This window comes from Streptomyces netropsis, from assembly GCF_014203545.1.
Taxonomy (GTDB): domain Bacteria; phylum Actinomycetota; class Actinomycetes; order Streptomycetales; family Streptomycetaceae; genus Streptomyces; species Streptomyces netropsis.
This window is the reverse complement of the sequence record NZ_JACHJG010000008.1, coordinates 211,073-227,482: the sequence shown is the minus strand read 5'-3', so window position 1 is coordinate 227,482 and position 16,410 is coordinate 211,073. Positions and strand designations below refer to the sequence as shown.

Annotated in this window: 17 protein-coding genes; 10 read left to right on the top strand and 7 right to left on the bottom strand. The window is 69.1% G+C overall.

Annotation, left to right across the window (positions count from 1 at the left end; all coding sequences use genetic code 11):
• Window positions 1-66: 66 nt before the first annotated feature.
• A complete protein-coding gene (locus FHS38_RS20520; protein ID WP_221495182.1) occupies window positions 67-1,470 on the bottom strand; it encodes an SMI1/KNR4 family protein in 1,404 nt (467 codons plus the stop codon).
• Window positions 1,471-1,838: 368 nt separating this feature from the next.
• On the opposite strand from FHS38_RS20520, the gene FHS38_RS20515 reads away from it, so the two are divergent.
• The 5 genes from FHS38_RS20515 to FHS38_RS20495 all read left to right on the top strand — a co-directional run bounded on the left by FHS38_RS20515 (window position 1,839) and on the right by FHS38_RS20495 (window position 6,441).
• Window positions 1,839-2,390: an HAD domain-containing protein gene (locus FHS38_RS20515; protein WP_184735428.1), complete on the top strand. Its 552-nt coding sequence runs from the start codon at window positions 1,839-1,841 to the stop codon at window positions 2,388-2,390.
• 406 nt (window positions 2,391-2,796) lie between these two features.
• Window positions 2,797-3,387 carry a hypothetical protein gene (locus tag FHS38_RS20510; RefSeq protein ID WP_229822633.1) on the top strand — a complete coding sequence of 197 codons (591 nt, stop codon included), beginning with the start codon at window positions 2,797-2,799 and terminating at the stop codon, window positions 3,385-3,387.
• Between the two features lie 212 nt (window positions 3,388-3,599).
• Entirely contained in the window at window positions 3,600-4,139 is a 540-nt protein-coding gene (locus FHS38_RS20505) for a hypothetical protein (protein WP_184735426.1), read from the top strand.
• Between the two features lie 131 nt (window positions 4,140-4,270).
• Entirely contained in the window at window positions 4,271-4,501 is a 231-nt protein-coding gene (locus FHS38_RS20500; RefSeq protein WP_184735424.1) for a DUF5959 family protein, read from the top strand.
• Between the two features lie 800 nt (window positions 4,502-5,301).
• Window positions 5,302-6,441: a T6SS phospholipase effector Tle1-like catalytic domain-containing protein gene (locus FHS38_RS20495; protein WP_184735422.1), complete on the top strand. Its 1,140-nt coding sequence runs from the start codon at window positions 5,302-5,304 to the stop codon at window positions 6,439-6,441.
• 340 nt (window positions 6,442-6,781) lie between these two features.
• Here the strand turns inward: FHS38_RS20495 and FHS38_RS20490 are convergent, their stop codons facing one another.
• The 4 genes from FHS38_RS20490 to FHS38_RS20475 all read right to left on the bottom strand — a co-directional run bounded on the left by FHS38_RS20490 (window position 6,782) and on the right by FHS38_RS20475 (window position 9,654).
• Window positions 6,782-7,195 carry a Rossmann-fold NAD(P)-binding domain-containing protein gene (locus FHS38_RS20490; RefSeq protein WP_184735420.1) on the bottom strand — a complete coding sequence of 138 codons (414 nt, stop codon included), beginning with the start codon at window positions 7,193-7,195 and terminating at the stop codon, window positions 6,782-6,784.
• 74 nt (window positions 7,196-7,269) lie between these two features.
• A complete protein-coding gene (locus FHS38_RS20485; RefSeq protein WP_184735418.1) occupies window positions 7,270-7,833 on the bottom strand; it encodes a GNAT family N-acetyltransferase in 564 nt (187 codons plus the stop codon).
• 111 nt (window positions 7,834-7,944) lie between these two features.
• Window positions 7,945-8,388, bottom strand: a complete 444-nt coding sequence (locus FHS38_RS20480) for a hypothetical protein (RefSeq protein ID WP_184735416.1) — start codon at window positions 8,386-8,388, stop codon at window positions 7,945-7,947.
• A gap of 36 nt (window positions 8,389-8,424) precedes the next feature.
• Window positions 8,425-9,654 carry an MFS transporter gene (locus FHS38_RS20475; RefSeq protein ID WP_184735414.1) on the bottom strand — a complete coding sequence of 410 codons (1,230 nt, stop codon included), beginning with the start codon at window positions 9,652-9,654 and terminating at the stop codon, window positions 8,425-8,427.
• A gap of 349 nt (window positions 9,655-10,003) precedes the next feature.
• Between FHS38_RS20475 and FHS38_RS20470 the strand changes: the two genes are divergently transcribed.
• Window positions 10,004-10,492 carry a hypothetical protein gene (locus tag FHS38_RS20470; RefSeq protein WP_184735412.1) on the top strand — a complete coding sequence of 163 codons (489 nt, stop codon included), beginning with the start codon at window positions 10,004-10,006 and terminating at the stop codon, window positions 10,490-10,492.
• A 66-nt stretch (window positions 10,493-10,558) separates the two neighbouring features.
• On the opposite strand, the gene FHS38_RS20465 is transcribed toward FHS38_RS20470, so the two are convergent.
• Window positions 10,559-10,780 carry a response regulator transcription factor gene (locus tag FHS38_RS20465; protein ID WP_184735410.1) on the bottom strand — a complete coding sequence of 74 codons (222 nt, stop codon included), beginning with the start codon at window positions 10,778-10,780 and terminating at the stop codon, window positions 10,559-10,561.
• A 117-nt stretch (window positions 10,781-10,897) separates the two neighbouring features.
• Here FHS38_RS20465 and FHS38_RS36135 point away from each other — a divergent pair, with 117 nt between their 5' ends.
• The 4 genes from FHS38_RS36135 to FHS38_RS20445 all read left to right on the top strand — a co-directional run bounded on the left by FHS38_RS36135 (window position 10,898) and on the right by FHS38_RS20445 (window position 15,771).
• Window positions 10,898-12,901 carry a S9 family peptidase gene (locus FHS38_RS36135; protein ID WP_229822634.1) on the top strand — a complete coding sequence of 668 codons (2,004 nt, stop codon included), beginning with the start codon at window positions 10,898-10,900 and terminating at the stop codon, window positions 12,899-12,901.
• 153 nt (window positions 12,902-13,054) lie between these two features.
• Window positions 13,055-14,107 carry a chitinase gene (locus FHS38_RS20455; RefSeq protein ID WP_184735406.1) on the top strand — a complete coding sequence of 351 codons (1,053 nt, stop codon included), beginning with the start codon at window positions 13,055-13,057 and terminating at the stop codon, window positions 14,105-14,107.
• Between the two features lie 9 nt (window positions 14,108-14,116).
• Window positions 14,117-15,064, top strand: a complete 948-nt coding sequence (locus tag FHS38_RS20450; RefSeq protein ID WP_229822637.1) for an AraC family transcriptional regulator — start codon at window positions 14,117-14,119, stop codon at window positions 15,062-15,064.
• A gap of 38 nt (window positions 15,065-15,102) precedes the next feature.
• Complete coding sequence (locus tag FHS38_RS20445; protein ID WP_184735404.1) at window positions 15,103-15,771, top strand: dioxygenase family protein; 669 nt, start codon at window positions 15,103-15,105, stop codon at window positions 15,769-15,771.
• A 39-nt stretch (window positions 15,772-15,810) separates the two neighbouring features.
• Here the strand turns inward: FHS38_RS20445 and FHS38_RS20440 are convergent, their stop codons facing one another.
• Window positions 15,811-16,332, bottom strand: coding sequence for a MarR family winged helix-turn-helix transcriptional regulator (locus FHS38_RS20440; protein ID WP_373301832.1), 522 nt, complete (start codon window positions 16,330-16,332; stop codon window positions 15,811-15,813).
• Window positions 16,333-16,410 lie beyond the last annotated feature (78 nt).

Below are 16,410 nucleotides of genomic sequence, written 5' to 3'. Positions count from 1 at the left end.
GCGGTGATCGTCTCACCGCCCGCCGGGGATGGCGTCGTCCTGCGCCCCGCCCGCTTACCCCGCTGGCTATGCTGCGGCGCCCAGGTCGCCTTCGAGGACGGTCTGGATGATCTGGGGCCGTCCCCAGAGAGCGAGGAGCTCGTTGGCGATGGCCACGATAGGCAGGGGGCCCTGGGTGCCGTGCACCGTGATCGCAGCGGCCGACAGGCTGCGCGGGACGGCTCCCGCATCGAGGAGGACGCGCCATTCCTCGGGCCCAAGCTCCAAGAATTCCAGCCCGGTGAGTTCGGCAATCTCCAGTGGGTCGGCCAGAGTGCCGGGGTAAGCAGTGAGGGTCCGCAGCAAGGGCAGCCCGGCGACGGGACCGAGACTGAGCGGCGCACCCTCCCATACACCAATGGACAGGACTTCCAGGCCCGGGTGGGCGGCGGCCTGGATGCTCTTCAGGCTCGCGATGTTGACCCTGGCCACGACCGGCGGCTGATCCCCGCGACGAGCACGGTCCTCTTTGCTGCTCCGGTTCAACACCAGGTCGGTGAGGGAGTCGGCTAGCAGGTCGGCGCCGACGTTCTCCTCGTGGCTGAGCAGGATGATCTGCCCGATGTGTCCGCGGGGGCCGGGTATGAGGTCGATCGCCAGCCGGTCGCCGCCGCCGTTGTCCCCGAAAACGATCCAGCCGGGTGAGCCGACTAGGCCCTGCACAGCGGCGTCAGGCGGGGTGACGACCGCCTCCATCGCCGCGAACTCCCAGAGGCATTCACGGGACGACGCGTCAGCGATGTACAGGTCGTCCAACCCGAAGAGCTCGCAGCCGACCGCCTCGGCCGCGCGTGTTGCTGCCGCGTAGTCGTTGCCCCAGTCCTCCCAACGCGCTCGTGTCACCCGGTAGAGCGCCTTGAGTTCTTCGGGCAGCGCGACGCCCATGCGTGCTTCCGTCGCAGCGATCTCCGCCTCCGTCGCGCCGATGGCATCCGGGAGCCGCTCGCTCAGCGTCTGCTCCAGCAGCTCCGGATTCGCCGAAGAGGCTGGCACCGCCCCGGGCACCGGGTCGGGTAGGCGCTGCCAGGGACCAGGAAGGGAGCCCTCGACCAGGATGAGCGACCCCGGGTGCGGATTGCCGATGCCAGGCTCCACGGCCGGGCTGGGCCCGAGCAGGTGGAGCGCGGTCTTCCCGGTCGGCGAGATCTCCGCTGTGAATGAAATGTCGTCGACGCCGGCGACCGCGAGCGCGCTCTGCACCCGCTCCACCGCGTCGAACTCGTCCTGCATGTCCTCAACCTGGGCTGCTCGACCAAGCGGCGGCAGCCGTCGCTGCAGAGCCAGACTCCAGCCATATCGGCCGATACGTCCCGCCACGCGGGCCTTCCTGCCGACGACGCCGTCCGTATTGGCGGCCCGCAGGAGCCGCAGCACGGGCTCCCAGATCGCGAAGTCGTGTATCAGGGGAATGGGGTGCCGCTGATCATCCATGCGCAGACCGTACGCGGGGCCACTGACATTGAGACTCGTAGCGGGTTCCGGTGGTCGTGGCTCCCACTGACTGACACCCTGCTGGGCGGTCCTCGAGGCGTACCGTCCGGCTGCCAGGGCCCGTTCTTCACGGTTCCGGCCAGGTGGGCATGACCTGATAGGAGCTTGACCAGAAGCCCCCTCAACGTCCTCTCTGCCCCACCCGGGCCGTCGGCATACGTCAAGGCAGGACAGCCCGGGTTCCTTGGGACCCCGTGGGCGCTTCTTGGCCCCGGCTGGTTGCCCGTAAAAAAGCAAAGGCGCGCCGGCATGCGGCGAAGCTACGCTCGCCACATCCTGAATCGCCGGGCGAGGAGAGGGAGTAACTGGTGTGTCGCCCTCTTCTCTACCTCGATGTGGACGGGCCGCTGAACCCATACGCTGCGAAGCCTGAGCGCCGGCCCGAGGGCTATTCAACCCACCGGATGAAGCCCGAGGGCTGGATCGCCCAACACCCCGGCAAGCCGAGGGCATACGTGAAGCCGCTCCGGGTCTGGCTCAACGTCGGCCACGGCCGCCGGCTCCTGGATCTGAGCGTCCTGTACGACCTGGTGTGGGCGACCACCTGGGGGACAGAAGCGAACTCTTTCATCGCGCCTGTCCTCGGCTTTCCGGAACTGCCCGTGGTGGACTGGCCCACGATGCACGACGCGGGGCCGGACGGCACGTTCTGGAAGACCCGCTATCTCATCGCGCACGCTGCCGGCAGGCCATTCGCCTGGATCGATGACGATCTCGGCGCCGCAGACCGAGCCTACGTGGCAACGCACCACGACAGCCCAGCACTGCTCCACTACGTTGACCCGCGACGAGGGCTGCTCGACGACGACTTCACAGCACTCACCGCATTCGCGGGCTCTCTACATTCCCCGGCCACCTAACTGCCACAAGCAACGCAAAGGCCCGGAGCAGGTCCGCCTGACAAGGCGAGCGACCTGGGGAGCCCCAACACCGCCGCCCATACCCTCCGACCCGGGCTACGAGCCGGTCCAGGTGCTGCACTGTTCGCTACCGTAGCGTTTTGCGGAGCGCAACGAGCTTGAACCTGGGGCGCTGTGCTCCCGCTTTACCCGGGCTCCCGGCCCCTTCCGGGGATCGTCGGACCGACATGAGCTACAACGCGTGAGGGGATTGCACCCAGTGGACGGGACCAATCCCCTCAGTACATCTAGCGCCGAACGCGACCACCGAATGTGAATGAGCGTTCGGGTGATAGTGGGGCCGACGGGGCTGCCGGGCGACAAACCGTGTAGATCCAAGTACAGCTCTCGTACCAAGATGGGGCGAATGGAAAAGCGCGAAGCAGACCTGCTGACATTGCTACGTGAGCTCGATGGCCCGGAGCGGCTGGAGTGGCCGCGGCGCTACAACCACACCAAGACCGCCGCCCTGTTCAGCGGACTGGTCGCTCGGCTCGAAGATGACTTCACAGCTCACTGCACAGCTGAGAAAGACTCCCAGGACTCCAGCGAGTACGGACGCGCCGCTATACCCGCGAAAGCAACCATGTGCGGGACCCCGATCGTCGTCTGCGTAAGCAAGTTCGGCTCCCTGGCTTTGGTCTGTGCTAAGAACCCAGGAGCCTTCTTCAGTACGCAGGACGCCCAAGCCGAGCTGGACTCCGCCGATCTCACTAAGGTCAATCGAGCGCTGGTCGACCTCGGGTATACGGTGGCTCCCGAGGAACTGCTGGCGAGCGACTACAACGGGCCAGCCAGCTGCCTCAGCACGTTCAGCGGCCCAGCTGGTGGCACCGTCTCTTCGGCACCTTCTAAGGGTGCCGCCGCCTGTGCGGGTGCTGCTGTGCCGGCAACGAGGGCGGCTGTCGCAATGGTCGCTGCTGTTAACGCTGCGATCTGCTTCATGATGGGGCTATGACATTCCTCGTGGCTGGGCGTCGAGAGCGTTTCATGACAAGTGAGGAAGCATCCGCATCCATCCTGGCGCCAGTTGACGACTCATCGTCGTGACCTTCGGAGGCTGCGGGCACGCCCGTCAGCATCTTTCGCAGGATGTGACGTTCTTTTACCAAAACGGCCGCGAAACCCTGGCATCTTTCCAAAGCGTTCTCCCCGCCCAGATTGACCGACATGCAGTTCAGCAGCTACGAGGACGCTAAAGCATGGCTCGATGACGAACGTCCGAACCTGATAGCCGCGGTCACCGCTCTGAAGGCGCAGGGCCGTCATGGCCGGAGCGTGGCGCTCGCCTGGTTCGTTGGCCTGTACCTCAGCTCCAGGTGGCTCTTCAACGACTTGGTCGCCGTTACCGAAACCGTGCTGGCTATATCACACCTCCCGAACGGTTCGAATGTCCTGGTCGCAAAGGTTCTGGCGGCCCTCGGCCGCGAGCTTGAGCACCACGGCAGCCATGAAAAGCACGACCTACTGGCTTCTGCTGTCGACGCCCAGGCCAGGGCTCTGGCTATCTTCCGCGAGCACGGCGACCGCAGATGTGAAGCCTGGGCGCTGGTCAATTTCAGCCGCCTACTCCATGAAGACCAGCAACTCCGCGAGGCGGGTGAGGCACTGGATCAGGCCGCAGCAATCTTCCACGAGGTGAACGATCAAGACGGCGTGGACGAGGTCGACTGGGTGAGGAGCTGCCTGAGTCTCAGCGGCCAGGCCTGACCTGAAGCCTGGAAGCCTGCGTGGGACAGCGGCGGGTCCGCAACGAGCACGATGACCAGCTGTTACTGGGCCACGGCGCCAGCAGTCCAGCTGGCCAAGCCGTCGACGAGGGCATGCCGACACCGCCCCGTATGGGTGACAACCCTCCGAGGGAGCTCATCGCCCTCGCTGATGACGAAGGGAACAGCGTCACCGTCAATGTGACGGGACGTGACCCCAGGTGGACAGCCGGAGTCAACGCCGAGGTCGTCGTCAAGACGCCCTGCACTGCGGAGCCGAGGACCGTCTGGGAACGCAGGAACATCCGCAGGAACGCCTCATCCGCCGAGGTGAGCGCCCCCACCCCCGCCACCCTGCGATAGAGGCCGGGAAGGCCCGCACTCCTCGTGGGCGGAGGGAGGACGGAGCGCGGGAGGGCGCCTCGCTGGGACGGCCGTAGGGACGCCGTTCAGCTGGCCCGTCGTCATGGAGACGGTCACACAGTCCTCCCTTTTGGCCTGCCCCCCGCACCCGTGCAGCGTGGAGTAGCGTCTGCCATCCGGTCCAACCGTGACCGCGAAACCCGGCGAGACGGGCTTGTCGCCGGGCCCGTCCTTACGCCATGCGCCGAGAACCCGGCTTGCCGCAGCCTCCAACTGTGCTGTCCAGCGCGCGCCCGGTCCCGCGCGATGGCCCAGGACTTCAACCCGATCGCGATGCAGGAACTCGCTGACACGAACCGGCAGCTCAAGGCCGAGGCCGACGACTTGAGGGGCGAGTTCCGCCAGGAGCGGGCACGGACCAAGACCATGCGAAATGATCATCGCGGAGCTCTCCCTCGAACTGGAGCAAGCCAAGGCCGACCTTGTGGACGCCTCGGGCGTGGCCCGGCTGCCGGACCGGCGCTGACCCGAGCAGCGCTCTTCATCGTTTTCCAGGCGAACGAACCCTCGCCCTCGCCCGGTTGCTGGCTGCTGTCCCCTCAAACAGGCCGCTGGGGCCGGGGTGGTCGGCGCCGCTCGGCTGCGGCGAATGGCAAGGCGGGCGGAGCGGTGCGATCATCGAATCAGTGTTGTCGGCGGGTAGGCCTCGGCGCGCGAAGGTGAGGCGCCGCGAGACCGGCCGGGGTGGGCGATGACATCGATGATGTGCGGGCTGGAATCTCTCCCCGGAGGAGTAGGTCATGGCCAAACGTCTGATCGTCTGCTGTGACGGTACGTGGAACCTCGCCGACCAGCTCAGCAAGACGAACGTCACCAAGGTCGCCCTGGCGGTCCGGCCGCGAGCCGCTGGGGTGGAGCAGCGCGTGTACTACCACAGCGGTGTCGGCACACGCCGATGGGAGCGCCTGCGCGGCGGCGCGTTCGGCATGGGACTGTCCGGAAACGTCATGGACGCCTACCGGTTCCTCGTCGGCGACTATGAACCTGGTGACGAGCTGTTCCTGTTCGGCTTCAGCCGGGGCGCGTTCACCGCCCGCAGCCTGGCCGGCCTGGTACGCAACAGCGGCATCCTGCGCCGGGAGAACGTAGACCGGATCATGGATGCGTGGGCCCTGTACCGCGACCGGCTCGAGAAGCCGTCCGGCACGGCCTCAACGCTGTTCCGCCGGACGTACGCACACGAGACGGAGATCCAGTTCATCGGCGTGTGGGACACGGTCGGTGCCCTCGGTATCCCGCTTCCAGGTGCCGGTGGCACGCCGAACAATGGTCCCTGGTGGCGCAAGCCGGTCGATCTGGCCAACCGTCGGTGGGGGTTCCATGACACAGAGCTGAGCAGCTGGGTGAAGGGAGCCTTCCACGCGCTGGCCGTCGACGAACAGCGAACACCGTTCCGGCCGACGCTGTGGCACCAGAAGCCCGGTGCGGCCGAGAACGGCCAGGAACTGAAGCAGGTATGGTTCACCGGATCGCACAGCCAGGTCGGCGGCGGCGACAAGGAGACGGCGCTGTCAGACATCACCCTTCTGTGGATGGTTGCCCAGGCCCACAGATACGGGCTGGAGTTCGACACCGAGGCCCTCAGCGAGGCAGGCCCATGCGACATGACCCCGGACCGGGGCATCGACTTCGAGGTGCGGCCCGACCCCATGGGCACAGTGCACAACTCACGCAGGGGCCCGTACCGACTGGCCCGACCGTGGCACCGGCCCATCGGACAGGCCGCAGACGACCAGGGCCGTCTCGACGGGTGCGAATACCTCTCGGAGACCGCCAAGGACCACCACGACGGGGACGCCCCCGAACTCACTCGCTATCTCACTCAGGGACGGGTGCGTCTCGAACCGGTGCCGCTGACCGCCCCCGACGCGCACCTGTAGCCCACCAGCGCCCGGCCGGAGGCCGTGCACGCTCCGAGCAGCGCTTCAAGCTCGGCCACCGCCTGCGCGAGCATTCCCTCGTTGACGTCGACCAGGTCGACCTGCGCTAGGGCGTGTGTCGGAATTGCTCAAGAACTCTTGCAGAGATGGCTTTCTGGGATGGGTGCGGATCCTTCTGAGTGACGGCACACCATAGCCACGAGATGGCCTCCCGACCTGCACGATTCAACCGCTCGGGGCTTCCCTGCGCAGGGGGCTCGACCTCGGCGTCATGCGTGGGGGCGACGGAGCCGAGATCCGGTGCTTCGGTCGGTTATGTCAACGTGTATTGACGTCCCTCTCAGCGGAAGTCCGCCGCGTGGTCCACCGCCCACTCCTGGAAGGATCGGGCCGGGGTGCCCGTGATGCGCTCCACTTCATCGTTGACCGGCTCCGGATTGTCGATCATCTCGGCCTGGGCCGGCAACACGGCCTCCACCAGCTCTGCCGGGTAGCCTGCGGCCTTCATCTGCTCGGCGGCCTCGTCCAGCGCGATCTCCTCGAACCGCACCGGTCGCCTGATCGCCTCGCTGATCAGGGCCACCTGCTGTTCCTGGGGGATCAGTTCGGGGCCGGTGAGCAGGGGGCGGGCGCCGAGCAGGGCGTCGGTCGTCAGGGCCTGAACGGCGACCGCAGCAATGTCCGCCTCGTGGATCAGCGGACGGGCCAGCCTTGCCAGCGGAGCCCGTCGGAACCGACCCCCGGTGCCGTACACGACTGGCTCCGCACCGCCCTCGACACCCAGACCACCCGTCCAGCCGCCTGAACCGGGACCCACAGCCCGAACGGCTACCGCGCCGCTTCGCGTCGCTCGCGCCACGCCGGGGCCAGCACCGACCAGAGCTCCATGTCGTGGCGTACGCCTCGGTACAGAACGCTCTCCCGCAGCACCGCGTCCCGCACCATCCCGAGCCTCTTGGCGACATTGATGCTCGCGGTATTGGCGGAGGCAGCCATCCACTCCACGCGGTGGATCCCGCGTCCGTCGACCGCCCAGTCGATGAGCACCCTGATCGCGCGCGTGACCAGCCCGCGACCGACGGCCGACTCCTCCAGCCAGCAGCCGACCTCGCAGGTGCCGGCCCCGGCGTCGAAGGTCCGGAAGAGGACACCTCCGACGAGCGTGCCGTCCGCCCAGATGCCGTAGATACGCCCGCTGTCACTGGCCTTCTTCTCCGCGTACAACTGGAGGAACGCTGTGGCGGACGCGAGGTCGACGGCACGGTCGGCCAGCGCGATATGGCGGCCGATGTGCTCGCGGGACCGGTCGATGTGGGCCAGGTACTCCTCGGCGTTCCACGGCTCCAGAGGCCGCAGCTCGGCACCGTCGTCTCCCAGTGATATCGCGAACATCTTGCCCCTCCACGCCGTGTACGTAACAACGGCACAACCTTCGCGGAGGCTCCGGAGTTCCCGTGGGCCGGGAATCGGGTACCGGCGATTCGGGCGCAGCGTGCTGCTCGGTCACCGAGCCACGACGTAGGCCCGTACTCCGGACCCCGTGTGCAGCTTGAGCGGATGTCCGAAGGCGCCGCGCGGGGTCGGCGGACACAGGACGATGCCCAGGTCCACGTAGTCCCCGTGACCGAGGAGGGAGGTGCGGAGCTCCTGGTGGGAGGCGGCGGGCAGGAGGGCCAGGAGGCGGGCGGGGAGGGAGCCGAGGTCCTCACCCGTCCACGACTGCACCCGGGCCACGGAGTCGCCCGGCTCGGCCCTTTCCTGCACCAGGATGCCCGCGCCGTCGTGGCTCTGCAGGAGGAGGGCCCACAGGGTGCGTTCCACGACGTCGCGAGGGAGGGCGAACAGGTGTCGTGCCAGGGCGTCGTCGGAGCCGGAGAAGGCGTGGAACTCGGCCGCGGCCGGAGGGGCCGGGGTCCCGGTGGTCGAAGAAGGTTGTGTGACGGTCATGGTCATCCGCCTTGCTCGTCCGGTCGGGTGGGCCGGTCATGGGCGGCCGGTGGGGGATTCCACCGACTCCGCAGCGGCCGACGGTCGGGGCCGCGGATGTTTCCTCACGACGGTCAGGGCCATGGAAGCCGCCGCGAGCAGCGCCGCCGCGGCGGCGGTCAGCGCGCCGAACCCGGTGGACACATGCTGGACGACCACGCCGGTGACGAAGCTCCCGGCCGCGAAGCCCACCCAGTTGGACGCGACCAGGACCGCGAAGGCCTGCGCTCGGGTGGCCGGCGAAGCGTACTCGCCGACCAGGACCGTCTCGATGGCGTCGGCCGGCCCGTTGACGAAACCGATGGCCACCAGCAGGGCAAGGGTGAGGAGGGTGGCCGGGCCCGGCCCCAGGGCCAGGATGCATCCGCCGTACAGGGCGAGGGCAACCGTGAGCTGTGCCGGGCCGGTGCCGGGCAGCCGCAGGCCGCCGTACAGGAAGCTGCCCAGTACGCCGCCGCAGGCGAGCGCGGCGAGAAACAGCCCGGCGTTGGTGCCGAGCTCGCCCGCGTGTGCAGTCACCGACACCTGCACCCCGCCGATCGCGAACGCGGCGGCCGCCACCACGAGTTGGATGTGCACCTGCCGCCGGTTCCAGTCGATGCGCATCCCCGGCCCCGTCAGCGGCGGCCGTTCCCGGTCCACGAGCCGTACGGCCGGTGCCGCCCGTAGCCACAGCACCCCGATGCCGGACACGGCGGCCGTGACCACGACGGCGTACAACGTGGGCAGGGCCATGACGATGGCGGCCACCAGCAGCGGGCCGCAGACGAAGACGCTCTCGGTCAGGAGTCCGCACAAGGCGAAGAGGGTCTTGCGGTCCTCCTCCCCGGGAACCACCGCCATGTAGACGGCGTTGGAGACCGCGGCCGCCGGGGGAGTGGCGGCACCGGCCAGGAAGGCGGCCGGCACCAGCAGGGCCGGCCACGCCGACGCGGCGACGAGCGCCACGAACAGGCCGAAGGAGAGGGACTGCAGAGAGGCCGCCCAGGCCAGTGCGGTCCGGGCGCCATGCCGGTCCGCGATCCGCCCCCACAGGGGTGAGGTGAAGGCGAGGGCCACGGCGTAGGCACCGGAAACGGAACCGGCGTTGGCGTAGCTCCCGCTGGCGTCCTTGGCGACGAGCAGCAGCGCCAGGCTGACCATGCCGGACAGCATGCGGCAGACGAAGGCGGCCGCCACCACACGTGCGATACCCGGGTGGGCGAGCGCCGTTCGGTACCGTGCCATGACTGCCATCCCGGGCCACCTCCACCGAGCCGGTGTCCTGCCGACGGTCGGACGCTACCCGGCGAGCGGTGATCCGGGAAGTGAGGCGGAGAACCCCGACGGAATTCGCCCCCGCGGCATGTACGCGAAGGGGCGTACGCGATGTGGCGTACGCGGCGGGAAGGTCTCGGTGAATTCACGGACCGGTGTCTCACGGACAGGGAAATGCCGGGCATCGCCTGCCTCCCGGTCGGGGACTAGCGTGGCGCCCCTCAAGCGGCCCATCCGGAAAGCTCAGCCGGAACATCGACCCGCAACGTCCACCCGGAAACGCATCCGGAAAGATCCGGACCACGGAGGTACCGCCGCAATGACCACCCAATCAGCACGCGTATCCCAGCACATCACCGCCGCGACGGCCCAGGCGTGCAAGACGGCGGCATGGGACTGCCAGTCGCACGTCTTCATGGGCTCGCCGGAGACGGTGATCGAGAATCTGGCCGGCCTGCCCGACGAGCTCGTGGGCCGGCGGGTGTACATGCTCCTCATCCAGGGCGACAGCCACGCCGAGGCCCGGATCTTCGAGCGCTTCAACCTCGAGGACACCGAGGGCACGGTCTCGAGCTGGGCCGAGGACGACATGCACGGCCTGGTCAGCCAGATCACCGAAGTGCTCGTCGCCAACCGCGGCGTGCACTGTCCCGGTGAACAGGTCAAGGCCACTCTCGAGAGCAAGCGCGAGATCCACGTCGGCGCCCCGGCGCCCGCCCCCAAGTCCACGGCCGAGGCGTTCACCCCGCTGGTCCAGGACTTCAAGCACGACAAGTTCGTCCGGGCCACGGTGATGGTCCTCTGCTGACGGGATCGCGGGAGCGGCAGCGGACCCACCGACCGTCTCTCCCGCTGCTCATGGCGGCGTGCCGGCTCAGCCCTCGCGGGCGTCCGGCACGCTGCGCGGAATTCCGCCTTCGATGAGCCATTTGGCCACCAGAGCGGCCCGATTGTGCACATTGTGTCGGTCGTAGAGACGCTGAAGATGCGATTCGACCGTGCGTGTGGACATATCCAGCTGCCGGGCTATTTCCTTGTTGCAACAGCCTGACACGATCAAAGAGAGGATCTGTTCCTGTTTGGGGCTCAGGTGCACGGGACTCTCCCTCAAAAGAGGATCTTGGCGAACCGGGGCGATCCCCGGCGAGCGCGGTGCACATGACCTGCTGTCAACAGCGTGGATTATTCCATGTGCCTCCCCACAGGAGAAGCCGTGGCCGACGTCCCGACCCCCGACCCCATTCCCTACGGTGCCTGGCCCTCTCCCATCACCGCCGGGACCGTGGCCCGAGCCCGACTGCGCCTGGACTACCCCCTGACGGCCCACGGCCGCGTGTGGTGGCAGGAGGCCCGGCCGGAGGAAGGCGGTCGGACGACGGTCGTCGAGCACACCCCCGGCGACGGAAACCGGCAGCTGCTCCAGGCGCCCTGGGACGCCCGCAGCCGCGTCCACGAGTACGGCGGGCTGTCCTACCTGCCCGTGCGGTCACCACGGGACGGCAGTCGGCAGATCGTGTTCGCCCACTTCCCCGACCAGCGGCTCTACCTCACCGCACCACACGGGCGGCCGCCGGTGCCCCTCACGCCCGAACCGGCTGCGCCCGCCGCGCTGCGCTACGCCGACTTCGCGCTCTCTCCCGACGGCCGAGAGGTGTGGTGCGTACACGAACGGCACGGCGGCACGGGGCGGATCACCCGCTCCATCGTGGCGGTTCCGCTCGACGGGTCCGCCGCCGGGGCGCCGGACGCCCTGCGCGAACTGGCCGTAGGAGCGGACTTCTTCGCCTACCCCACCCCCTCGCCGGACGGCCGGCGCCTGGCGTGGATCTGCTGGAACCACCCCGACATGCCCTGGGACGCCACCGAGTTACGGATCGGCCCGGCCGACCGGGCGGCGGCGACCACAGGCCGACCGGTCATGGGTGCCGGCCCCGTCCGGGAGGCCGTGCTCGCACCGTGCTGGCGCGACACGGACACCCTCTACGCGGCCTCCGACCGCTCGGGGTGGTGGAACCTCTACGAGGTGGACCTCGCAGGGCACGCGCGGCCCCGGGCCCTGCACCCGGCGGAGGAGGAGTACGCTCACCCGCTCTGGGACCTGGGCGGCCGACCCTTCGCGCCGCTGGCCGACGGGCGCCTCGCCGTCGTCCACGGCCGGGGTGATCAACGGCTCGCCGTGCTGGACCCGAAGACCGGCACCCTGACCGACCTCGACTGCGGATACCCCGTGTTCTCCCCGGCGCTGTCCACCGACCGGGCCTACGTCGTCGGACTGGCCGGAGGCCCCGCGAAGCCGCCCTGCGTCGTGCGGGTCGACACCACCACCGGCGCGGTCGAGGAACTGCGCCGCGAACTCGACGTCCTCCCCGACCCGGCGTATCTGCCGGCCCCCCGACCGGCCGAGTTCCGCGATGCGTCCGGTCAGGTGGTGCACGCGTCCGTCTACCCACCGTCCCACCCCACGGCCCGCGCGCCCGAGGGTGAGCCGCCGCCGTACGTGGTGTGGGTCCACGGCGGGCCGACCGGCAGCGAGTCCGGGGTGGTGGACCTCTCCAAGGCCTACTTCACCAGCCGGGGCATCGGTGTCCTCGCCGTGGACTACAGCGGTTCGAGCGGCTACGGCCGTGCCTACCGCGAACGGCTCAAGGGGCGGTGGGGAGTGGTGGACGTCGCCGATGTCGTCATGGCGGCCCGCCATCTCGCCGCACGCGGTGAGGCGGACGGCCGGCGCCTGGCCGTACGGGGCCCGTCGGCCGGCGGCTGGACGGCCCTCGCCGCCGTCACCACGGGCATCGCGACCCACGGCCCGGTGTTCCGGGCCGCCACCTCCTACTTCGGTGTCGCGGACCCCCGGCTTCTCGTCGCGCAGTTGCACGACTTCGAGTCCCGCTACCTGGACGGGCTCATCGGCCCGCTGCCCGCCCGTGCCGAAAGCTACCGGGAGCGGTCGCCCCTCGGCCATGTCACCGACGACACCTGCCCGGTGCTGCTGCTGCACGGCACGGACGACCCCGTCGTGCCGCCCGCGCAGGCGGAGGCCCTGGTCCGGGAGCTGGCGTCCCACGGTGTCGGCCATCTCCACCTGGCCTTCGCCGGCGAGTCCCACGGCTTCCGCGCGGCCGAAACGATCGCCCGGGCCCTGGAGACGGAGCTGGCCTTCTACGGCAGGACCCTCGGCTTCGACCCGCCTGGTGTGCCACCGGTGGAACTGTCCTGAACGGACGGACGCCGGGTGACGGCACCGAAGGATTTCCCGAGTTGGTACAGACCTATTGACGACATGTCAGGGCCGTCTTACGTTCGAAGAAATCCGGGCGCGCACCGCTCGTCCCGCCATCGGCTGCCTCTCCGGGTGGAAGGGAGAGAAGCAATGGTCGGTCGGATGTCACCGCTGCTGGGGGTCGGCCTGGCCTTGGCCCTCGTCGCTCAAGTGCCGCTCGCTGCGAAGGCGAGCGCGGCCGGCGAGGACACCTGCGCGATCAAGTCGAGGCCCACGGGCAAGGTGCTCCAGGGGTACTGGGAGAACTGGGACGGCGCGGCGAACGGTGTCCACCCGCCCTTCGGATGGACTCCGATCACGGACTCCCGCATCCGCGAACACGGTTACAACGTCGTCAATGCGGCGTTCCCGGTGATCCGCCCGGACGGCACCGTCCTGTGGGAGAACGCGATGGACGCGACGGTGAAGGTCGCGGCCCCCGCCGAGATGTGCCAGGCCAAGGCGGCCGGTGTCACGATCCTGATGTCCATCGGCGGCGCGACGGCCGGTATCGACCTCAGCTCCAGCACCGTTGCCGACCGGTTCGTCGAGACGGTGGTGCCGATCCTGAAGACGTTCAACTTCGACGGCATCGACATCGACATCGAGACGGGCCTCACCGGCAGCGGCGACATCAACAGGCTGTCGGCCTCGCAGGCCAACCTCGTGCGCATCATCGACGGCGTGCTCGCCCGGATGCCCTCGGACTTCGGCCTCACGATGGCGCCCGAAACCGCCTACGTCACCGGAGGCAGCGTGACGTACGGCTCGATCTGGGGCGCCTACCTGCCGATAGTGAAGAAGTACGCGGACAACGGCCGTCTGTGGTGGCTGAACATGCAGTACTACAACGGCAACATGTACGGCTGCTCCGGGGACTCCTACTCCGCCGGAACGGTCAAGGGGTTCACCGCACAGACGGACTGCCTCAACAAGGGCCTGGTGATCCAGGGCACCACGATCAGGGTCCCGTACGACAAGCAGGTCCCGGGGCTGCCGGCACAGCCCGGCGCCGGAGGCGGCCACATGACGCCGAACCTCGTGGCGCAGGCCTGGAACACCTACAACAACCAACTCAAGGGACTGATGACCTGGTCACTCAACTGGGACGGCTCGAAAGGGTGGACGTTCGGCAACAACGTCAAGGCCCTGCAAGGCCGCTGAGACCGGGCCGTGAACACACGAGCGCACGACGGGACGCCACCCGCCGACCACCCCGTACCCCTGCACCGGCTGACGCCCTCGCCACCGGAGGTCGCGCCCTTCACCATCGGGTCCTTCGACGCGTTCGGCCCCGACTCCCGCGCGGGCTATCCGCACCGGCACTCCTTCTACGAGATCGTCTACGTGACCGCGGGCTCCGGCGCCCACGTCATCGACCTCGTCCGCCGGCCGCTGCGCCCTCCGCACCTGTGCGTTCTGCTGCCGGGACAGGTGCACTACTGGGACCGGGTCTCCGGTCTGCGGGGTGTGCTGATGCTGTTCACCGAGGACTTCCTGCTGGCCCGCCCCGGCGACCGGCAACTCCTGCGGGTTCTCGGCGAGCGGTCATGGCTGCACCTGCCTCCCGGACCGGCCGGCAGCGACGCCGCCGGGCTCGGTGCGCTGATCCGGGCGATGGAGCGGGAGTTCGCCGCCCGGGCGGACGGCTGCGCCTCCGTGCTCGAGGCGTATCTGCACATCCTGCTCGTCCACGCGCTGCGGCTGCCCGGTGCCCGCAGACCCGACACGGCCACGGGCCGGGCCGCGGGGGTCTCCCGGGAGTTCGGCCTGCTGCTCACCGGGACCGGCGGGGCCGCCGAGTGGTCGGTCGGGGCGTACGCCGCGCGGCTCGGGGTCTCGGTCGGCTATCTGAACGAGGCCGTCAAACGGACCACGGGCCGGACACCCGGCGAGCTGGTCCGCGCGGCCCGGACACTCGAGGCGAAGCGGCTGCTGACCGGCTCCGACCTCGGTGTCGGCCAGGTCGCCCGGCGTATGGGGTTCTCCGACCCCGCGTACTTCTGCCGCTTCTTCCGACGGGAGACCGGCGCGAGTCCCGGGGAGTTCCGCCGCACGGGGGGTGGGAATCACCACGTTCACCGAACGGAGTACATCGATCCGCACGGTCCGCCGCCCTAGCTTCGTGAGTGAGGAACTCACCCCCCTGGAGGCAGACCATGGCGGACGAGCACATCCACACCCACGACACGGAGGCCGAGGGACGGCCGGTCAGTCGTAAGACCCTGCTCAAGGCGACCCTCGTCGCCGTATCCCTGCCCGCGCTGCTCGGTGGCGGCGCGGCCCTCGCCCGTGACCGTCGGCCCTCGGACGCGCCCTTGGCGCCGACGCCGTTCTGCGACGACGGGGACGATCCCACGCCGCCGCAGACCGAGGGCCCCTACTTCAAGCCACGCTCACCCGAGCGCGTCTCCCTGCTGGAGCCCGGGACGCGGGGAACCCGGCTCACGGTCGGCGGCTACGTCTTCGGGCTCACCTGTCAGCCGGTCGCGCACGCCCTGCTGGACTTCTGGCAGGCGGACGACGCGGGCGCGTACGACAACCGGGGATTCAGGCTGAGGGGGCACCAGTACACCGACGCGCGGGGGGCCTTCACGCTCACGACGATCGTTCCCGGACTCTACCCAGGGCGCACCCGTCACCTTCACGTCAAGGTGCAGGCGCCCGGCCGGCCCGTTCTCACCACGCAGCTCTACTTCCCCGGCGAGCCCCGCAACCACACCGACCCGCTCTTCAACGCCGCCCTGCTGATGAACGTCCGCCAGGCCGGACCGGCGAAGCAGGCGACCTTCGACTTCGTCGTCGACTCCGGCGGGCCCGGCCGGTAGCGCCGGCGGGGCCTGTCGGCGGTCGCCTCCGCGCACGGCTCAGGCGGTCTCCGATGAGGGACGGCTGCCCGGGCGGCACTCCCGGTATTCGTTCGTCAGCAGCGAATCCATGGTCCCGCGGAGGTGGCCGATGAAGTCCTCGAACTGTCGGAGCTGCTCGGGGGGGTACTGCGCCATCTCCCCGGCCATGCGCTCGGCGTACGGACCGAAGAACTCCACCGCCCGGGGCTTGATTTCGGGGCTGCTGCGAAGGGTCACGACCCTGCGGTCGGTGTGCTCGCGGGTGCGGACGATGTGCCCTGCCCGCTCGAGGCGGTTCAGCAGGATGGTCGTCGCGCCGGAGGACAGGGAAATGCGCTCGCCCAGCCGGGCGGGGGACAGGGGAGAGCCCTTGTCCTCGGCGTACAGGATCTCGGCCAGTGCCGCGGCGTCCGTGGAGTGCAGCCCCAGCCAGGTCGCGAAGCGCTGGGTGAACTCGGTGTAGTTGGCGCCGAACGCTCGCAGCCCCTCCATGAGGCGATCGCGCTGCACCTCAAGGTGGCCGGACTCCGGATTCTCCATGGACATCTCCACTTTCGATCTGCGCGGGTGGCGCGCTCCACCGCTCGGTTGACAACCTACCCTGCCCAAACTAGCTTT